Source organism: Oleiphilus sp. HI0079 (assembly GCF_001635105.1).
The window spans coordinates 1-17385 of sequence record NZ_LWFT01000524.1 but is presented as its reverse complement, the minus strand read 5'-3'; the positions used below and the strand labels follow the sequence as shown (position 1 = coordinate 17385).

The window sequence follows — 17385 nt, the reverse complement described above, 5'->3', positions numbered from 1 at the left end:
ATCGCATCGGTTAATGGTAACCGATTCCGAGGTTCGTCAGATTATGAAATCAGCTTGTGGAATGAATGCGCGAGGTTGCTCACCAACGCCATTATTTACTTCAACTCAATGATACTGACCCGTTTACTGAGGCACTTCGAGGGCATTGGCGATGAAGAAAAGCTGGGGATTACAAAGCAGGTGTCGCCGGTGGCTTGGCACAACATTAATCTGAATGGGACTTATAGCTTCGACTTTGAACAAAACCTGATCGATATCGAGGAAATAATGCGGCCGATTACCGAAACTGGAGGAAATGTCTAAGTTAATACCCCTCTGGAGACCAGGAACCACGGGGGCTGTGTAGTATTATGTCTTTTTAAGACGGAAAATCCCCAGGACCCCCTTAAGGATTTTTTGATACGTATCGTTTACCGTTGAGCGGGAGCCCTCGAGACATTGCAGAAAATAACTATGATTGAAGCTGAGTAGACCCGTGATTGCCTGCCTCTCATTATTCATTTTGGAGAGGGTGAGTATTTCTTCAATATCTCGTTCGTTGAGATTGGTTTGAGCTTTGCTTACATAAACAAGTTGGACCAAGAACATGGTGGGCACCTCCAAAAGCGGTGCAACAACTATAGAACGGACTTGGCTCTCTGCAAGTTAAGGCTGCAAGTTAAAGCAGGTGCTTGCGAATTTCACTAACGAGTTCGTTTGTTTCTTCCATGATGTCGCTGTGAATGACAAACGTTTTCTCTAGCTCGTCTCCTTCAAGCTTGTCCTGAGTCTTCATTTGTCTAGAGGCCACCTCAAAGCTGGCATCTGACGCGTCTCCTTTTGTGTTCTCGCGTTGCTGTATCCAGGTCTGAATCACGCTTACAGCTGCCTGACAATCCGCGATGACCATGGGCACACCATGCTCGTCGGCGACGTCTTGAAGGACATCTCGTTGCCACTTCTGTAAATTTGTCGCATCTACAATGACGCTCAAACCGCCATTCAGAATATGCGTCGCAAGAACGGCTAGTTTCTTATACGTCAGCGCGGTCGCTTCTTCGCTATACAGCTTGCTGGCGAGCTCCCGATCTGGGTGTTTGTATGGGTTAAACTCAAATAGCCTTTTTCGTTCTACGTCGGAGCGAATTCTTACTGCGCCCAGTTTGTCGACGAGGCGCAGAGCTACCGTACTTTTTCCCGTTCCCGCCACGCCATGCATTGTGAGGATGAATCTGTTCGGCAGTGCTGAGCAGCTCTCAGCAAGGTCGATGTAGGATTGATATTTTTTCCAAAGGATCTCAATGACATCAGGTTGATCGCGAAAATCTTCCATCTCAAATAATGAAATTTTTGCCCGAACGATCGCTCGATAGGCTTTGTAAAAGGGCAGTAGCTTGAGGCCTTCGTAATCGCCGGTTTCCTCAAGATAATGATTCAAAAAGCGATTTGAATATGCATGCAGGCCTCTTTCCTCTAGATCCATTGCTAGAAAGGCCATGTCGCTCATTACGTCGACCCAACGAAAACCATCATTAAATTCAATACAATCAAACAACGTGACCTTGTTGTTGAATAAAGTAATGTTCTTCAGGTGCAAATCGCCATGGCACTCTCTTACATAGCCGTTGGCTTTGCGTTGTCGCATGGTGTCGGTAAGAATGGCGAAGGTGCTTAAAGTCCATTGTTCGAGATGCGCTAGCTGCTCAAGATGCTCGCGCGTCGACAGCCGCTCGCGGATCTGCTCAAAGTTCTGCTCTGCCGGCATGAGTAGTTTTTCAGGAGAGCCAAAGTCTGAGTTCTCTGGTGCTGTTGGTGCGGCTCGATGAAATGTCGCAACCCGGTCGGCAAGCTCGTCTATGTGCTCAAAGGTCAAAGAACGAGACGCATCAAGCTCGCTAAACAACTCCTCAGTTTTGAATTGGTGCATCTTGATGGCGTATTCGATGACGCCATCTTGTTCAATGTTTGTAATAGCGTTGAGTTTGGGGGCAGCAGCGTCGCCGGTGATGGCGAGCACTTCGATATAGAGCTCGGGGGCCGAGCGTGAGTTTAAGTTTAATTCTGCTTCACAATACTGTTTACGTGCGCTTAATGACGTAAAATCAAGAAATCCGAAGTTGACGGGTTTTTTGATTTTGTAGGCGAAATCGCCAGTCAAAATGATCCACGAAATATGAGTCTCAATCAGTTCCATAGTTGAACATGGATGAGAGTAAGGTGTAGGTTTCAGTAGCGACTGAACAAGCTCTGAGTTCATGTATCCTCCGTAAAGCGGAGAGCACAATAACAGCGACGCATTTGCTCTGCAAAGATAATGTCTAAAGCCAAATCCAAAAAAACATCCGCGAAAACGTCCTCTTCTTCAAGCGAGCAGGGCAGAGTGAAACGTAGGTGGAAGCTTAAGCTATTCTCCATTATTTCTCTGGTACTTATTTCTTGGCTCGTTTATCTCGATGCACAGGTTCGCTATAAGTTCGAAGGGAAGCGCTGGCATTTGCCCGCTCAGGTATTGGCAAGGCCCTTAGAGTTGTTCGAGGGGCAGGCGCTGAATCTTGATAATTTAGAGCAAGAGCTGGGATTACTCGAATACACCAAGAATCGCGTTGTCGATCGACCAGGAACATATTGGCGCGAAGGGACCCGGGTAGAGATTTTCCGCCGCGCACATGACACCATTGAGGGGCCGCAGGCCGCACTAAAGCTTGAGTTAAAGATTGATGGCGATGTGATTCGTTCCATTGAACTGATGAGTCAGGCCAAGGAAGAAGGGATTTACACCATTGAGCCATACAAAATTGGCGGTATTTATCCCAAGACAAGAGAAGAGAGAGAGCTTGTTGCCTACGAAGATATTCCTCCTTCGTTGATTTCAGCCCTGCTTGCCACTGAAGACCGCAATTTTTTTGAACACTGGGGCATATCGCTTGTGTCAATCGCCAGAGCCATGTTTGCCAATCTGCAAGCAGGGCGAGTGGTACAAGGAGGCAGCACTTTAACCCAGCAATTGGTGAAGAACTTCTATCTTACTCGCGAGCGCAGCATTGTCAGAAAAGTCAATGAGGCGTTAATGGCGTTAATGCTTGAGGTGCACTACACCAAAGCGGATATTCTTGAAACCTATGTAAACGACATCTATCTTGGTCAGTCTGGTTCAACGGCGATTCATGGTTTTGCGATGGCGAGTCGCTTTTATTTCGCGAAGAACTTGCGAGATCTTGAGCTAGAGGAAGCGGCTTTGCTGGTTGCTATCTTGAAGGGACCATCCTACTACGATCCTCGTCGTCGACCGGAACGAGCTCAAGAAAGGCGAGATCTAGTGCTCTCGCTGATGCATCAGGAAAACTGGATTTCGCTCGCCGACGCCCAGCAAGCCCAAGCTGAGCCTCTGCGGGTGACGCATAAGCCCAGCTTCCAAACCAATCGTTACCCCGCTTTTATAGATCTAGTGAAGCGGCAGCTAAGCAGAGACTATCAGCCTGAAGACCTGAGTAGTGAGGGTTTGAAGATCTACACTACGCTTGACCCGCAGCTGCAAAAGAATCTTGAGCGTGCGGTGACCACTGGTATCAAAACCCTTGATCGAAAGCAGTCAGCAGGAACCGCCAAGCTTGAAGCCGGCGCAGTGATCACCGAGGTTGGTACCGGTGAAGTGATGGCTTTACTTGGTGGTAGAAATCCACGTTATCACGGATTTAATAGAGCGCTTGATGCGGAGCGCGCTGTCGGTTCGCTCATTAAGCCTGCTATTTATCTAGCGGCGTTAGAGCAACCTGAACGCTACCAACTGGCGACTCGAATTACCGATTCTCCCTTTGCGCTAGAATTTGAGAATGGAGAGCGTTGGACGCCAAGCAATTTCGACAATAAGGTTCACGGCGAGGTGGCGATTGTCGAAGCCCTTGCTAATTCTTATAACTTAGCGGCTGCTAGGCTTGGTGTTGATATCGGCCTAACTCGAGTCCATGAGAGCTTGCGAAGACTTGGAGTAAGCGAAGCCCTAAACCCCTATCCCTCGCTGCTTCTTGGCGCGCAGTCGATGACGCCTTTTGACGTTGCCAAGTTCTATCAAACCATCGCCAGTAATGGATTTAATATGCCTCTGCGCGCGATTCGTGAAGTGGCGAATCACCAAGGTGAATTGCTTTCACGTTTTACTTTTGAGGTCGAACAGGTGATTTCTCCCCAAGCGAGTTATCTATTGCAAAGTGGGATGCAAGAGGCGATGCGCAATGGCACCGGACGTTCAGCCTATCAGTCCTTGCCGAGTCAGCTATTAACTGCCGGTAAAACTGGAACGACGAATGATTTTCGCGATAGCTGGTTTGCCGGATTTTCAGGCGACTATCTGGGTGTGTTCTGGGTCGGTAAAGACAATAACGAACCCACCGGATTGACGGGTAGTTCGGGTGCACTTAAGTTGTGGACGCAATTTATGGCTTCAGTGCCACAATACCCATTATCGACCCCTTTGCCTTCAGATATCCATGTGCGTTGGTTTGACCAAACATCTTGGAACGAGACCAGCGCATCGTGCGAGAATGCTCAGCCACTGCCAGTATGGGGTGAGAACGCAAGCTTTGAATGGCAAGATTGCAAACAACGCTCAGGCTCAATTAAAACTTGGATTCGCTCATGGTTTCAATTCTAGTACGGGTGGCACACGTCGTATGTAGCTGTGTGCTTTTAACCCTACTTGTGGCTTGCGCTTCTAAACCCAGCCACGTCTTGGTCGCGAAAAGTGAGCAAGGTTATACGCCAAGTAAAACCGAGCGTTATCAGACGCGCGCCCAGGAAGTTCCTGACGTCGTCAAACAGCAAATTCAACTAGCCCGGCAAGCTATTGATGATGGGGACATAGATCTTGCATTGCGAACGCTTGAACGAGCTCAGAGAATCGCCCCGAAACACAGTACAACCTATTTGTATCTTGGCGATGCGTATATGGCTAAAGAACAACGCGCGCTGGCTGAGCAGATGTATCGCAGAGCAGCATCTCTCGCCACCAATTCGCAGCAACGAAACGCAGCGCAAGAAGCGCTGCATGCAGGAGAGTTTTAGATGGCTTTGAATGCCACGATTTACCGGTTTGCGGTCGACCTAAGCGATATGAATCGCAACATTTACATGCCGCTTTCCTTGCATGTCGCCCTGCATCCGTCAGAGACCCTAGAGCGGATGTGCGCACGAGTGCTAGCCTATGCGTTGTGCTATGAAGAAGGGATTGAGTTCACTAAAGGCTTGAGTACTGACAATGAGCCGGATGTATGGGCGCTCAATTATAGTAGTGAGATTGAACACTGGATCGAGCTTGGTAAGCCAGACGCGAAACGTCTGAAAAAAGCGATTGGCAGAAGTAAAAAAGTCACAGTGTTCAGTTATGGTGGTCAGGATGTGGAGCAGTGGCTGGAGAGCATTAAAAAAGATGCGTCGATTCGCCATGGTATTACAGCGTTTCGTATCGACAAAGAGCCGCTTGAACAGCTCGCCGGTATGGCAGAGCGAACAATGCAGATTGGAATGATGATTCAAGATGATTTGGTTCACGTCTCGTTCGGGAGTGAAATGATAGAGTTTAAGCTATACAACTTGCTGGACCGCGCATGAGTCTAAACAGCCTTTTTTTGACCGCACTTGTTTGCTTTGGTGTGTGGTACTGGATCAAAAGTCGCGATTTAAAAGAATTCGCTTATCAGCGCGCACAAGCGGCGTGTAAGAAGCTAGATTTGCAGTTGCTCGACCAGGCAGTCGCGTTAAAAAGTGTGCGACCCGTGCGCAATGCCAAAGGCCATATGCAGTTGCGTCGAATTTACAGCTTTGATTTCAGCTCCTCTGGTGAAGACCGTTATGAGGGGGAGGTGATTATGCTTGGTAATCGTTTAGATGAAGTGAAATTTGCACCGCATCGCATCGGCTAGTTTGGAAAAAGCAGATCTATAATCAATTTGTCAGACATGCCCTGTTGCTTATATCTTTGAGAACCGCGGGTGAATTTTTTAGAGCAACCCTCACAAAATGCTACCCTTTCTAGTTCATTTTGACCGCCGAAAACAAATGCCATGTCGTTTGGATAGAGCCATATTGCAAATTTAGACTGTTCTATTCTGCGTTTAGGCTCTCCATAAGCGCTTTGTATATTTTCTGCATGATCACCTAACTCGATGTTCAGGGCATTTAGTTCTGCAAGAGTATCGGCTATAAGACTTGATTCATGTTCCGCCGCTTTCATCTGTTTACTCGCGATATCAGGCTCTGTGGCATAATCTTGATACTTGTCGATCCAATAGCTGTCGATACCTGACTGTTCTAGATATGACAAAGCGGGATGAGAGCCGTCGAGGACTTTCAACGTTGCCCCTGTTTTATAGCAAGACGTAGCGCGTTTATAACCAGTTTTAAACCTTGGTTTAAGTCTTGAAAAATAAAGATGCATCAAGCAGACAGAGTAATCTTCCTATGCATCTTGATACACGCTGCTTTCAACTTGTCGAGGCAGAGCATCAAAGCTATACCTAGCGCAGTATTCACTGCTCTCAGTGAGTATTGAAATGTGCTCTTCTTTAGAGAATTCGAAGCATTCGTAATACTCTTTCCCCATTGCTTCTTTATAAACGAGCATTAGGTTGTTAATCGTGTCTTCAGAAGTGTATGCCTCAATGGGGGGCACGCCGACAGGTTCTTTGTTAGCGCAGCCAATAGTCAAGACGGCAAAAAAAATAATGAAAAGCGTAACGAGCAAACGGCGGGATTTAACGAGGTACAACGATATCATCCATGAACTATCAAGAGTTCGATCCTAGAGGCTCAAGCTATGAGCCGCTCTGATCTTCAAGTATAAATTATTCGGTGTATCAAATTAAGTCTGTTTGATTGATTCGTCAGGCGCAGAGGTACTTATTCTGGTTCCCCGCAAATGGCTTAACTCGGCTTTGAATGAAAGGCTATGTAGGCTAGGTAGAGATATGGCCATGCTCACGAGCTCAGAGTAGGAGCAGTCGTCTATAACTCCATGATAGCGATCAACTAAGTAGCGAATTTTTTGTTCCTCATCAAATGCACAGCTAAGTCGTAAGGGCTCGAGGGAGATTACCTGTTGGCACTGCATTTCATCATAGGCGGACTGCACGGCAGTAGAGTAAGCGCGAACCAAGCCTCCAGCGCCAAGTTTAATGCCGCCAAAATAACGGACGACAACAATGAATATATCCCCCACATCTTTATGCTGCATAACGTTTAGCATCGGCTTTCCTGCGGTTCCACTGGGCTCTCCATCATCAGACATCGCGACGGACGTAGGTGCTTTCGGGTCACCAAGTAAATAGGCCCAGCAATGATGGCGTGCATCTGTGTAACGTTCCCGCAAGGTTTGCAAATGGATCATGGCTTCAGCGCGGTTCTTTGTATGAAACACAAAGGTGCTAAAACGACTTTTCTTGACGATCAATTCAGTTTCAAGATTAGCTGAAGGAATCAGATAGCCGGACATCGATAGCTCTCGGTTTGATTATTGCTAGCATTCACGCGACTGAGTATTAAACGCGATCGCTTTGGCGCATAATTATGCGGCAATTACGGAGGCATGTTAAATAAACCGTTAAATAAAAAGAGTTTTTACATCAAGGATAAATGTTAATGAAACCGTTAAGTCTCGCTGATCAACTTTTCTTATGGATGGAAAAGCGTCAGCAACCAATGCATGTTGGTGGGTTACACCTATTGAACTTTCCTGAAGGTGCTGGCCCGAAGTATGTGTCTGAGCTGGCAGAGTACATGAGCACCTTCCAGCAACCCATTGCGCCGTTTAACCAGCGGCTTGTTCAGCGCTTTGGACGTTACTACTGGCATGAGGACAAGCAGTTCGATCTAGAGCACCATTTTCGCCATTCCGCATTGCCAAAGCCGGGTCGGATTCGAGAGCTTCTGTCACTTGTTTCGGTAAAGCACAGTGCGTTGATGGATCGAGAGCGCCCAATGTGGGAAGTACATTTGATCGAAGGCATTCGCGGCAAGCAATTTGCGCTCTATTATAAGGTGCACCACTGTATGTTAGATGGTGTCGCGGCAATGCGGATGGGTATGCGCTTAATGTCTGAGGACCCAAGCGTGCGGGACCAGCCTCCGTTGTGGGCTATGCCGAAAAAACATCGCACGCATGAGCCTATTCAGGGTTCTGATGTGATTGCTAGTTTGACGGAGCTTGCTGGTGCCGCAGGAAAGCAGATATCTACTGTGCCGACACTAATCAAAGAAGTCAGCCATGCGGTTAAACAGGCGCGTTCTAACCCCGATTACACGACGGCATTCGAGGCGCCTCCAAGCATATTAAATCAGCGTATTACCGGTTCGCGTCGCTTCGCGGCGCAGTCCTATCCAATCGAACGCTTTAAAGCGATCGCCAAAAAAGCCGATGCTACTTTGAATGACGTGGTAATGGCGGTCTGCGGTAGCGCATTGCGCAATTATCTTCTTAGCATGAATGCACTTCCGGATAAGCCTTTGATTGCAATGGTGCCGATGTCTATGCGCAAGGATGACAGCGAGCAGGGGAATCAAATAGCGATGATTTTGGCGCGTCTTGGTACGAACATTAGTGACCCATCAGAGCGCTTGTACGCGATCAAGCGTTCGGTCAAAGAATCTAAAGATCGCTACGCGAGCATGAGCCTTGAAGAAGCAATTAACTACACCGCGTTGACGCTCGCCCCTGCCGGTTTGAATATGCTGACCGGCGTGTCTAGCCGTTTGCAGGCTTTTAACGTGGTTATTTCTAATGTCCCTGGGCCTAAGAAGCCGCTTTACTGGAACGGCGCTCGGGTGAAAGGTATGTACCCCGTATCTATTCCGATCGATCGGATTGCGCTCAATATTACACTGGTCAGCTATGTCGATAGCCTTGAGTTTGGCTTCACAGCTTGCCGACGGACATTGCCGTCTATGCAGCGACTGTTAGACTATGTCGAGGTTGGAATAAAAGAACTTGAGGATGCTGTCGGGCGCAGCTAACTCAGCAGAATACTTGCAGTAATAAGGTCTCATTATGAGTAAAGAGTTAAAGAAACCAGAAACGTTTGAACAAAAAGTAAGCTATGGATTTGGTTGGCAATTTGGTCGTCAGCTTCAAAAGAACCGGTTTGAGGGGATGGATGTTGAGGCATGCGTTCAAGCACTGCGTCAATGTTTTGCCGGTGAGCCGAGTATGCTCAGTGAGAACGAATTGAACGAAGCGTATGACGCCGTCAAAGAAAAGCGTAAAGAAGTCGAGGCACAGAGAGCTCAGGGTTATAAAGACTTATGTGAAAAATTCCTAGCCGAGAATGGAAAGCGTGATGGCGTTCGTGTGACTGATTCAGGCTTGCAAATCGAAGTGTTAGAGGATGCCGATGGCCCGATACCCGCGCTTGAGCAAAAGGTCGTTGTGCATTACCACGGGTCGTTTATTGATGGGCAGGTTTTTGATAGTTCGGTCACGCGAAATGAGCCGGCTGAGTTCGGCGTTAAAGACGTGATTTCGGGTTGGACAGAGGCCTTGATGCAAATGCCAAAGGGCGCAAAGTGGCGTGTGGTCGTTCCTGCCGATCTTGCTTATGGAGAGGCGGGCATGCCACCGGCAATTCCGGCTAACTCGGCTTTGGTATTTGAGCTACATTTGATCGATATTCTGGATCAGGAGTAGAGCAAAGCGAACAGCTGGCTGATAGCCGCCAGCTGTTCGCTAAGATTATTTTTTCAAGAGGAGCAGGAAATCTCCAGCGCCTCTGAACCTTCCGGCGGTAACGCTGACAAATCTTCAAACTCTGGCCCTTGTTGATAAGGCTTTAATAATCCTTCATGTAAGCGTTTTACAACGCTGTAGTCACCTTGTTCTGCCGCCTCAATTGCGGCTTGTGCCAAGTGATTACGTAGAATTCTCTGTGGATTAACCTTCTGCATGCTTGTGCGGCGCTGCGCTGCAGAGCCGTCTTCCTGAGATATGCGTTTTTTATACTGTTCGGCCCACAGATCGAAGCGCTCTATATCGATTGCCAGATCTCTGAGTTCGGCTAAACCTTGGGCTGCATCGACGTAGCTTAAGCGGCGGAAAAAATCACTATAATCAAGCCGACAGGCCTGCAGCATCTGCAGCGTTTCGAAGATCAGGCTGTCATCGGCATTGTCTGCATTGATCCAACCGAGCTTTTCGCGCATTCGCTGCATAAACCCATGATTGAAGGTGGCGCTGTAAGCTTGCAGGCCCGCTGTTAAAGCATTGTTGTCGAGCAAGGGGGTGAGCGATTGCGCCAACACACTCAGATTCCAATGCGCGATAGCGGGTTGACGGTCGAAGGCATAGCGTCCTTGATGATCCGAGTGATTGCATATATACGCGGAGCGGAAGCGGTCCATAAAGCCAAAAGGGCCAAAATCAAATGTATCGCCGATGATCGACATGTTGTCGGTATTCATCACGCCGTGGGCAAAGCCCTGTGCTTGCCAGTGCACGATCATTCTTGCGGTCGCTTCGCAAATCAGTTTGAACATGTCGGCATAGCCTTGCGGGTTTGGCGCGAGACACGGGTAGTGCTGCTCAATGACATAGCGCGCTAGAGCCTCGCTGAGCGACTTGTCTTTTGAGTGATAGGCAAACTCGAAGTGCCCAAAACGGATATGCGAGCGCGCTACGCGAAGCAAGGTTGAGCCATGCTCTTGTGCTTCTCGATAAACGGGTGTGTCACTCGTGATGACAGCAAGGGCTCTGGTTGCGGGTATACCAAGCGCCGTAAGCGCCTCACTGGCTAAAAACTCCCGGATGCAGGATCGCAGTACCGCTCGACCATCACCTCCACGAGAGTAGGGTGTGGTGCCGGAGCCTTTTAAATGCAGATCCCATAATTCACCTCGACTGTTTCGCGTCTGCGCCATGAGCAGTCCGCGCCCGTCGCCTAAATCAGGGTTCAGGTAGCCAAATTGATGACCAAAATACTTCATTGCGACGGGATTCCATCGCTCGGGAACGCGAGCGCCGCTTAATAGATCGAGTGACTCGGCGCTCGACAGCGTGTTTACGTCGATTTCGAGCATCTCGGCACAGGACTTGCTCGCGATGACCAAAGCAGGATTTTTAAGTGATGTTGGTTGTTGCTGCGTGAAGAAGCTGCTTGGCAGGTTTTGGTAAGGGTCTTCGCTTTTAAGTGCGTTTAGGTTGTTCATATTTGCAAACATCGCATGAATGCTCGAGCGGGACAAGTGTGTATTTTGCAACTCTGCTTTTTGAGTGCACGCGGTAAAAACACAAAACAAATCTAGTCAGCCTGAACGCATTTTACGTATGCTAGGTGAGGCATTCGTGTCGAATCGTGTTAATGATAACAAGACGGCTTATCTGCATCAGATCAATAAGATACTTAAAACGATAAAAACAGGAGATGAACATGACCACTATGCTCGCGGGACTGGCGATATTTTTCGCCGTACATTTGATTCCAGTTAAGCAGAGTTTGAGAGCATCGCTCACGGGCTCGATAGGAGAATGGGTCTACAAGGGCCTCTTCGCACTTATTTCTCTGGTGGGTTTTTACTTCATTGTGATAGGTAAGGCGCAAGCTCCGTTTATTTCCGTGTGGACGCCACCCGATTTTTTTCGTCATATTACGATGTTGCTCGTGTTGATCGCATTTCTGATTCTGCCTGCGGCCTATATTCCCTCCAATATTAAAGTGAAGCTGAAACACCCCATGCTGGTGGCCGTTAAAATTTGGGCGCTTGGCCACTTGTTGGCGAATGGCGATGTGGCTTCGATGGTGTTGTTTGGCAGCTTTCTCGCCTATGCGGTGGTAGATCGAATTAGCGTTAAAAAGCGCGGGCTTGCTCCAGTTGCAATCAAGCAACCGTTTTGGCGAGACGCTTTAGTAGTTCTTATTGGTTTTGTAGCCTACGTTGTTGTCGCGATGAAGCATGCCTATCTATTCGGCGTTCCTGTTATGACTGTCGCAGGTTAGATGGCTATGGATATTGTTTTTTTGCTATTCGCAGTTTTATGTTTCGCCCTAGCGCTAAATGTTATTTGTCCAATTTACCGGCACCCAAAGTATGCCGTGTTCAGTTTTCTATTTGGTTGGCCCGCTGGAGAGTTAGCGCTTCATGTCGTGGCGGTTCAAGCGATCTTGGTTTTTTTGGTCGTTTTCTTGGGCGAGATTTCAGGCGGCATGGATGCGCTCAGCTTGATGCTTATTGCAACGGGCTGGATTTTGCTGAGCTACCATTACTTCTCAGGCTTCAGAGCGCATGCGCGATTCTCAAGTTTGTTCGGGGAAGATTCGAATCTTTCTCTTAACTGGCAACGATTGATTCGTCCGTTTTATCACCTGAAGGATCATGGCCTTTTAGTGGATAAGAACATTGTCTATCGGGAAGTGGACGGCATGCGCTTGAAGCTCGATATTCGTCGCAAGAACAACCAGTTAAAAGACGCTCCTGTGCTGATTCAGATTCACGGCGGCGCATGGACGAAAGGGTATGGCTCAAAGAATGAGCAAGGTTTGCCTTTGATGCAGAACCTGGCCCAACAGGGATGGGTGTGTGTGTCGGTGGATTACCGTTTAAGCCCCAAGGCCACCTTTCCTGATCATATCATCGACTGCAAGCATGCCTTAGCTTGGGTCAAAGACAACATCGCAGAGTATGGCGGTGATGCCGGTTTTATCGTCTTAACGGGCGGCTCGGCGGGCGGTCACTTGAGCTCTTTACTGGCCTTGTCGGCACAGGAAGACGCCTTCCATGAAGCGTTGTCCGGGCGCGATTTGTCCGTTCAAGGCTGCGTGCCGTTTTATGGTATCTATGATTTGCTTGATGAAAAAGGGTTGCAGAAAAGCGTCGGCATTGAAATCGTGATGCGTAAATCCATCATCAAAGAAACCAAAACCGAAAACCCTGACTTATACCGTCTTATGTCTCCGATGACTCACATCAGCAAAGAGGCACCGCCCTTTATGGTTGTTCATGGAGACAAAGATACGCTTACCTCAATCGATGAAGCACGATATTTTGCGAATACACTTCGTCAACATTCCTGTAACACCGTTAGTTTTGCCGCTATCGATGGCGCGCAGCATGCTTTCGAAATGTTTCCTTCATTGCGTTGCGATATTGTAGTGGCCGGTGTCAGTGCGCAGGTGAATCAGTGGCATGCGGACTATTTGAAGAAGCATTGAATACTCGAGTAAGGACGTCGTGTTCGGCCAAACGACCAGCATGTCGCTTGGTTGGACTTTCAAAACCGAGCAGGAATATAATCGATCTATTGTATCGATAAAAAAATAATAATTTTTCCACTCAGCGCGGGCGTGAGCCTGAAGGTTAATGTGATGACAGATACAAAGACACAAACGCATTTTCGTACCTGTAATTTGTGCGAGGCGATGTGCGGTCTAGTGATTGAGCACGATGGCGAACAGGTTCTCTCGATCAAGCCCGACAAAGAAGATGTTGTCAGTAAAGGTTTCATTTGTCCGAAAGCGCTCGCATTGAAGGATTATCACGAAGACCCCGATCGCCTTCGTGCACCGATGTTGAAAACGGCACAGGGCTGGAAGCAGATAAGCTGGAATCGTGCTTTTGATATTGTTGGCAAACGTGTTCGAGAGATTCAGGATCAATACGGAAAAGATGCGATCAGCGTCTATCTCGGGAACCCAAATGCACATCATCATGGCAACATTATTTATCTTCTTAATTTTCTTCGTAGCCTAGATACCAAGAATCGCTATTCCGCTACGTCCAATGACCAGCTCCCTCATATGCGCGCCAACTACGAGTTGTTTGGGCATCAGGCGCTGTTTCCGATTCCGGATATAGATCATACCGATCTGTTTATTTTGTTTGGCAGCAACCCGGCAGCATCTAATGGGAGCTTGATGTCTGCCCCTGATTATCTTGGTCGTTTGAAAGCCATTCGCAAGCGTGGTGGCGAAGTGATCTTGATCGATCCGAAAAAGAGTGAGACAGCCCGTGTTGTTGATCAACACTTGTTTATTCGGCCCGGCACAGATGCGTTAATGCTGCTAGGTATGATCCATACTTTGTTTGATGAGGGGCTTGTCGATCTTGGTCGCTTGCAGTCAAATATTGAAGGTCTTGCTGATGTGCAGATCATCAGCTCGGACTTTCCTCCCGAACGAGTTGCCGCTGCCTGCGGTATTGACGCCGATACGATTCGAAGCCTAGCGCGAAAGCTTGCAGAAACACCACGAGCTGTTGCGTTTGGTCGTATGGGGACATCGACACAAGAATTTGGTGGTTTAGCGACGTGGTTTATCTACTTGCTGAATATTTTGACCAGTCATTTGGATGAGCGTGGCGGATTAATGTTTACCAAGCCCGCGGCAGACATGGTCGAGCTTACCCATTACCTTAACGAGAAAGGTAGCTCCGGGACATTCACAACGGAGGGCGGTTTGCCGGAGTTTGCAGGTGAACTCCCTTCAAGCGCCATTGCTGACCAAATAGAAACCAAAGGTCCAAGTCAAATTCGTGCCATGGTTACGGTTGCCGGAAATCCGGTAATTAGTAGCCCTAACTCTAATCGTTTGGAGCGCGCATTGGGTTCGCTTGATTTCATGGTGTGTATCGATAGCTATCTCAATGAGACAACAAAACATGCCGATTTGATTCTGCCGGGTAGTAGCCAGCTTGAACAATCCCGTTACGATGTTGTATTCAACCTGCTCAGCGTTCGGAATGTCGCGAAGTACTCTCCTGCATTGTTTGAGCCAGGAAAAAACACCAAGCATGATTGGGAGATACTGCTTGAGCTCACGCATCGTTTTGCCTCTGGCGGCAGTCTGCTCGATAACGTGAAAGAGCTTGGCCAGTATCAGGCGATGAAGCGTCTTGGTCCGGATGGTGTGTTGGATATCCTTTTGAGAGTGGGTCCTTATGGCACACAAGTCCCGGGCACTTCTTCGGTTGGTTCATTTGTCATTGATACCATTCAAGATGTTTTTCCGGCGTCGCATCCGATACGCAGAGCGCTCGATAACGGACCTTACGGACCGCAAAATAGGGGGCTCAGTAAAGGCTTATGCATTGCATCGTTAAAGAATTATCCGCATGGTGTGGATTTGGGGTCGTTGCAATCTTCGTTACCAGAGCGGCTATATACGTCCAATAAGCGCATCTCTCTAGTTCCAGGCAGCTACATGACAGATATCCCTCGGCTGAGGAAACACTTGGGGATGTTGGATGAAATGCTTCAATCGTCCGTCAAGCAATCGGATGAGCACGCTCAAATGATGTTGATTGGCCGGCGGGATATTCGTTCCAACAACTCTTGGTTGCATAATAGCCAGCGGCTCGTCAAAGGTAAGAACCGCTGTACCGCGCAGATTAGTGAGGAAGATGCCAAACTAAGGAAAATCTCCAATGGTGACTTGCTTAAAGTATCGACCGACTATGGCGCGGTCACCATCGAATGTGAAGTGACGGCAGATATCATGCCTGGTGTTATTAGTATCCCGCATGGTTGGGGGCATGATCATGAAGGTACGCAGCTTTCAATAGCGAGTAAGCGGCCGGGGGTAAATGTGAATGTACTTATCTCCGATCAGTTTGTCGATAAACTAACAGGAACATCGGTTTTAAACGGTATGCCTGTCAGGGTCGAAGTGTTGAAAACACCGCCACGTAAAGCGGCCTCACGAGCTGCAAAACCAAAAGCGGCAGCGGCAAAGAAAACCAGAGCTCGCAAAGCCAAGGTTGCATCATAGGCGCAGCAGATGTGCCTAAAAAGCAAATCACAAACAAACCATAAAAGTAGTAAACACTATGGTGATACCGCATGAGTCGGTGAGCTCCGAAGCGCTCGAAGGCCTGTTAAAAGAATATTGTCATCGCGCTTGGGGGCTGAATGATACCGAATCCCCAGAGGCAGAGCGCATCGCTTTTGCTCAAAAGGCGCTTAATAACGGTGAACTGGTGCTTTGGTACAGTGAGTATGAAGAAAGTGCTTATCTGTTAGCAGCGAATGAACTGCCCGACCTTAACACTCCGCCACAACAGCACGAGTAAGACGGTATGTCTCAATTCATTGTTGGGCAAGAAGAGCTTTTAAAACGCGCGGGCAAGGCGGGTTACCAGCGTGGCATTGCCGCTTATCAAAGTAATCGCATCGAGAAGTATCATCGAAAAGGCAACTTCGTCACTGCAGTGGTTGATGGCTTTGATGTTGAGTTAAAGCATGTCGGGAACATCGTTGATGGGCATTGTTCGTGTCCAGAGTCCGATGGTTTTGACTTTTGCCATCACTGTGTAGAGCTGGTTTTACATGGCAATCACTTGTCTCAGCAGTTGCTCTCGTTGTCGAAGGGGCCTGAAAAATCCCGAATTTTTGCCTACCTACTTGGCTTAGATAAACAGGTGATGGCCAAGCATATGCTTGATCTTCTTGAGCAGATGCCCGAGCAGTTTGAGCGCTTTTCGTTGAAGGCGACCTTGTCGAATGAGCAGATCGACTTCGTAAAGCTAAAAGCGCGAGTCACAGAGTTAACGCGGATTGATGACAAGAGGAATCTGTTTAGTCAGCGGCAAGTAAAAGTCTTTTTTTCTCGCATTAATCAATTATTTGCCGAGTTTGAGCAGGCCGAGTTTGAGGTCTATCCAAAAGAAGGACTAAAGTTGGTTGAGTATGCACTTGCTCGCCTTACTCAGCTATTGCAACAGGTTGATGATAAGTGGGGTTTTCACGAACAGCCTGGTAAGCATCTTCGTCATCTGTATCAACGTCTGTTTGTTCTTCTTGAGGGTCGCCCTTTAACACTGGTGAAGCGCTTTGAGAAAGTCTACTTTGCGGACAAATTTTCTCTTATAGGTCTTGATTACGAGTGCTATTTGTCCGCCGCAGAAGGTGCTGTTGCGCTCTTTCGTTCGCGCGCTAGCGCTTTATGGGCAGCCCAAAAGGTCCCGCAAATCAAGTTACCTAAAGCGGCCTCAGCCCATGCTTCTCTTCCTCAGCTTGAAGACGCGTGGCAATGGCGAAAATTGGCTCAACAAGTTGTCTCGTTAGCAACACCCGATTATGCCAAGAAACAGCACGTCCTTTGGCTTCAGACCTTACGAGAAGAGTTGGCCTTGAGCCCTATGAGCTGGCTGAATTGGCTTGAAGAAATTGAATCACAACATGGGTGTGATTACGCCTTCGAACGGGCTCTCGTCGCTTTACAGAAACACCCTGTCAATGAGGCGGTTGCCAAAAAAGCAATTCAGCTTGGTTTTGCGCTAAATGATGCTGTTGCACTTCAGCGTCTCGCTAACACCAATGCGACGGCTTTTATTGAATGGTTGTCCTTTGCTGATTCTGAAATACTGGAATCGATGCCAGAGGCGCTAATGTTAGATCTTTATCGTACTGTTGCTGCGATTAACCCGCATGAAGACCCG

At 48.1% G+C, this 17385-nt stretch carries 18 protein-coding genes; 12 read left to right on the top strand and 6 right to left on the bottom strand.

Annotated elements, in window-relative coordinates:
- The coding region (locus tag A3750_RS07590) for a Tn3 family transposase (RefSeq protein ID WP_156498474.1) at window positions 1-303 on the top strand (303 nt) is incomplete at its 5' end.
- A 45-nt stretch (window positions 304-348) separates the two neighbouring features.
- Here the strand turns inward: A3750_RS07590 and A3750_RS27295 are convergent.
- Both A3750_RS27295 and A3750_RS07580 read right to left on the bottom strand, forming a co-directional pair.
- Window positions 349-588 (bottom strand): BLUF domain-containing protein, encoded by a 240-nt coding sequence (locus tag A3750_RS27295; protein WP_068458315.1) that lies wholly within the window; start codon window positions 586-588, stop codon window positions 349-351.
- Window positions 589-658: 70 nt separating this feature from the next.
- Window positions 659-2236, bottom strand: coding sequence for a bifunctional aminoglycoside phosphotransferase/ATP-binding protein (locus A3750_RS07580; protein WP_068458317.1), 1578 nt, complete (start codon window positions 2234-2236; stop codon window positions 659-661).
- A gap of 123 nt (window positions 2237-2359) precedes the next feature.
- Here A3750_RS07580 and mrcB point away from each other — a divergent pair, with 123 nt between their 5' ends.
- From mrcB to A3750_RS07560, 4 genes are read left to right on the top strand one after another with little or no spacing between them, the layout of a single operon-like run.
- Window positions 2360-4627, top strand: coding sequence for a penicillin-binding protein 1B (gene mrcB / locus A3750_RS07575; RefSeq protein WP_197466463.1), 2268 nt, complete (start codon window positions 2360-2362; stop codon window positions 4625-4627).
- Window positions 4612-5037, top strand: coding sequence for a hypothetical protein (locus A3750_RS07570; protein ID WP_068490652.1), 426 nt, complete (start codon window positions 4612-4614; stop codon window positions 5035-5037). The genes mrcB and A3750_RS07570 overlap by 16 nt, the downstream gene beginning before the upstream one ends.
- On the top strand, window positions 5038-5583 hold the full coding sequence (locus A3750_RS07565) for a YaeQ family protein (RefSeq protein ID WP_068458324.1): 546 nt from the start codon (window positions 5038-5040) through the stop codon (window positions 5581-5583).
- Entirely contained in the window at window positions 5580-5894 is a 315-nt protein-coding gene (locus tag A3750_RS07560) for a DUF3301 domain-containing protein (RefSeq protein ID WP_068451816.1), read from the top strand. The genes A3750_RS07565 and A3750_RS07560 overlap by 4 nt, the downstream gene beginning before the upstream one ends.
- Here A3750_RS07560 and A3750_RS07555 read toward each other — a convergent pair.
- The 3 genes from A3750_RS07555 to A3750_RS07545 all read right to left on the bottom strand — a co-directional run bounded on the left by A3750_RS07555 (window position 5891) and on the right by A3750_RS07545 (window position 7462).
- Window positions 5891-6412, bottom strand: coding sequence for a hypothetical protein (locus A3750_RS07555; protein ID WP_156492592.1), 522 nt, complete (start codon window positions 6410-6412; stop codon window positions 5891-5893). The genes A3750_RS07560 and A3750_RS07555 overlap by 4 nt on opposite strands.
- Before the next feature lie 18 nt (window positions 6413-6430).
- Window positions 6431-6643, bottom strand: a complete 213-nt coding sequence (locus A3750_RS07550; RefSeq protein WP_156492593.1) for a hypothetical protein — start codon at window positions 6641-6643, stop codon at window positions 6431-6433.
- A 189-nt stretch (window positions 6644-6832) separates the two neighbouring features.
- The gene (locus A3750_RS07545; protein WP_068458330.1) at window positions 6833-7462 is read right to left on the bottom strand and encodes a YigZ family protein; all 630 of its coding nucleotides are present in this window, start codon (window positions 7460-7462) and stop codon (window positions 6833-6835) included.
- A 146-nt stretch (window positions 7463-7608) separates the two neighbouring features.
- Here A3750_RS07545 and A3750_RS07540 point away from each other — a divergent pair, with 146 nt between their 5' ends.
- Both A3750_RS07540 and A3750_RS07535 read left to right on the top strand, forming a co-directional pair.
- The gene (locus A3750_RS07540) at window positions 7609-8979 is read left to right on the top strand and encodes a wax ester/triacylglycerol synthase family O-acyltransferase (protein ID WP_068458332.1); all 1371 of its coding nucleotides are present in this window, start codon (window positions 7609-7611) and stop codon (window positions 8977-8979) included.
- A 34-nt stretch (window positions 8980-9013) separates the two neighbouring features.
- On the top strand, window positions 9014-9649 hold the full coding sequence (locus tag A3750_RS07535; RefSeq protein ID WP_068458334.1) for an FKBP-type peptidyl-prolyl cis-trans isomerase: 636 nt from the start codon (window positions 9014-9016) through the stop codon (window positions 9647-9649).
- Window positions 9650-9702: 53 nt separating this feature from the next.
- Here the strand turns inward: A3750_RS07535 and A3750_RS07530 are convergent, their stop codons facing one another.
- Window positions 9703-11163: a YdiU family protein gene (locus A3750_RS07530; RefSeq protein WP_068465810.1), complete on the bottom strand. Its 1461-nt coding sequence runs from the start codon at window positions 11161-11163 to the stop codon at window positions 9703-9705.
- A gap of 221 nt (window positions 11164-11384) precedes the next feature.
- Between A3750_RS07530 and A3750_RS07525 the strand changes: the two genes are divergently transcribed.
- The 5 genes from A3750_RS07525 to A3750_RS07505 all read left to right on the top strand — a co-directional run.
- A complete protein-coding gene (locus A3750_RS07525) occupies window positions 11385-11951 on the top strand; it encodes an NnrU family protein (protein WP_068458088.1) in 567 nt (188 codons plus the stop codon).
- A 6-nt stretch (window positions 11952-11957) separates the two neighbouring features.
- Complete coding sequence (locus A3750_RS07520; RefSeq protein ID WP_068745142.1) at window positions 11958-13163, top strand: alpha/beta hydrolase; 1206 nt, start codon at window positions 11958-11960, stop codon at window positions 13161-13163.
- Between the two features lie 153 nt (window positions 13164-13316).
- The gene (locus A3750_RS07515; RefSeq protein WP_068465804.1) at window positions 13317-15716 is read left to right on the top strand and encodes a molybdopterin-dependent oxidoreductase; all 2400 of its coding nucleotides are present in this window, start codon (window positions 13317-13319) and stop codon (window positions 15714-15716) included.
- A 58-nt stretch (window positions 15717-15774) separates the two neighbouring features.
- Window positions 15775-16017 carry a YheU family protein gene (locus tag A3750_RS07510; protein WP_068452959.1) on the top strand — a complete coding sequence of 81 codons (243 nt, stop codon included), beginning with the start codon at window positions 15775-15777 and terminating at the stop codon, window positions 16015-16017.
- 6 nt (window positions 16018-16023) lie between these two features.
- On the top strand, window positions 16024-17385 hold a 1362-nt coding region (locus tag A3750_RS07505), incomplete at its 3' end, for an SWIM zinc finger domain-containing protein (RefSeq protein ID WP_197474954.1).

What these genes read in the sequence shown, in the direction of transcription:
- A3750_RS27295 (WP_068458315.1), bottom strand. Translation starts at nt 588, where the DNA reads ATGTTCTTGGTCCAACTTGTTTATGTAAGCAAAGCTCAAACCAATCTC.
- A3750_RS07580 (WP_068458317.1), bottom strand. Translation starts at nt 2,236, where the DNA reads ATGAACTCAGAGCTTGTTCAGTCGCTACTGAAACCTACACCTTACTCT.
- A3750_RS07570 (WP_068490652.1), top strand. Translation starts at nt 4,612, where the DNA reads ATGGTTTCAATTCTAGTACGGGTGGCACACGTCGTATGTAGCTGTGTG.
- A3750_RS07565 (WP_068458324.1), top strand. Translation starts at nt 5,038, where the DNA reads ATGGCTTTGAATGCCACGATTTACCGGTTTGCGGTCGACCTAAGCGAT.
- A3750_RS07560 (WP_068451816.1), top strand. Translation starts at nt 5,580, where the DNA reads ATGAGTCTAAACAGCCTTTTTTTGACCGCACTTGTTTGCTTTGGTGTG.
- A3750_RS07545 (WP_068458330.1), bottom strand. Translation starts at nt 7,462, where the DNA reads ATGTCCGGCTATCTGATTCCTTCAGCTAATCTTGAAACTGAATTGATC.
- A3750_RS07540 (WP_068458332.1), top strand. Translation starts at nt 7,609, where the DNA reads ATGAAACCGTTAAGTCTCGCTGATCAACTTTTCTTATGGATGGAAAAG.
- A3750_RS07535 (WP_068458334.1), top strand. Translation starts at nt 9,014, where the DNA reads ATGAGTAAAGAGTTAAAGAAACCAGAAACGTTTGAACAAAAAGTAAGC.
- A3750_RS07530 (WP_068465810.1), bottom strand. Translation starts at nt 11,163, where the DNA reads ATGAACAACCTAAACGCACTTAAAAGCGAAGACCCTTACCAAAACCTG.
- A3750_RS07525 (WP_068458088.1), top strand. Translation starts at nt 11,385, where the DNA reads ATGACCACTATGCTCGCGGGACTGGCGATATTTTTCGCCGTACATTTG.
- A3750_RS07520 (WP_068745142.1), top strand. Translation starts at nt 11,958, where the DNA reads ATGGATATTGTTTTTTTGCTATTCGCAGTTTTATGTTTCGCCCTAGCG.
- A3750_RS07515 (WP_068465804.1), top strand. Translation starts at nt 13,317, where the DNA reads ATGACAGATACAAAGACACAAACGCATTTTCGTACCTGTAATTTGTGC.
- A3750_RS07510 (WP_068452959.1), top strand. Translation starts at nt 15,775, where the DNA reads ATGGTGATACCGCATGAGTCGGTGAGCTCCGAAGCGCTCGAAGGCCTG.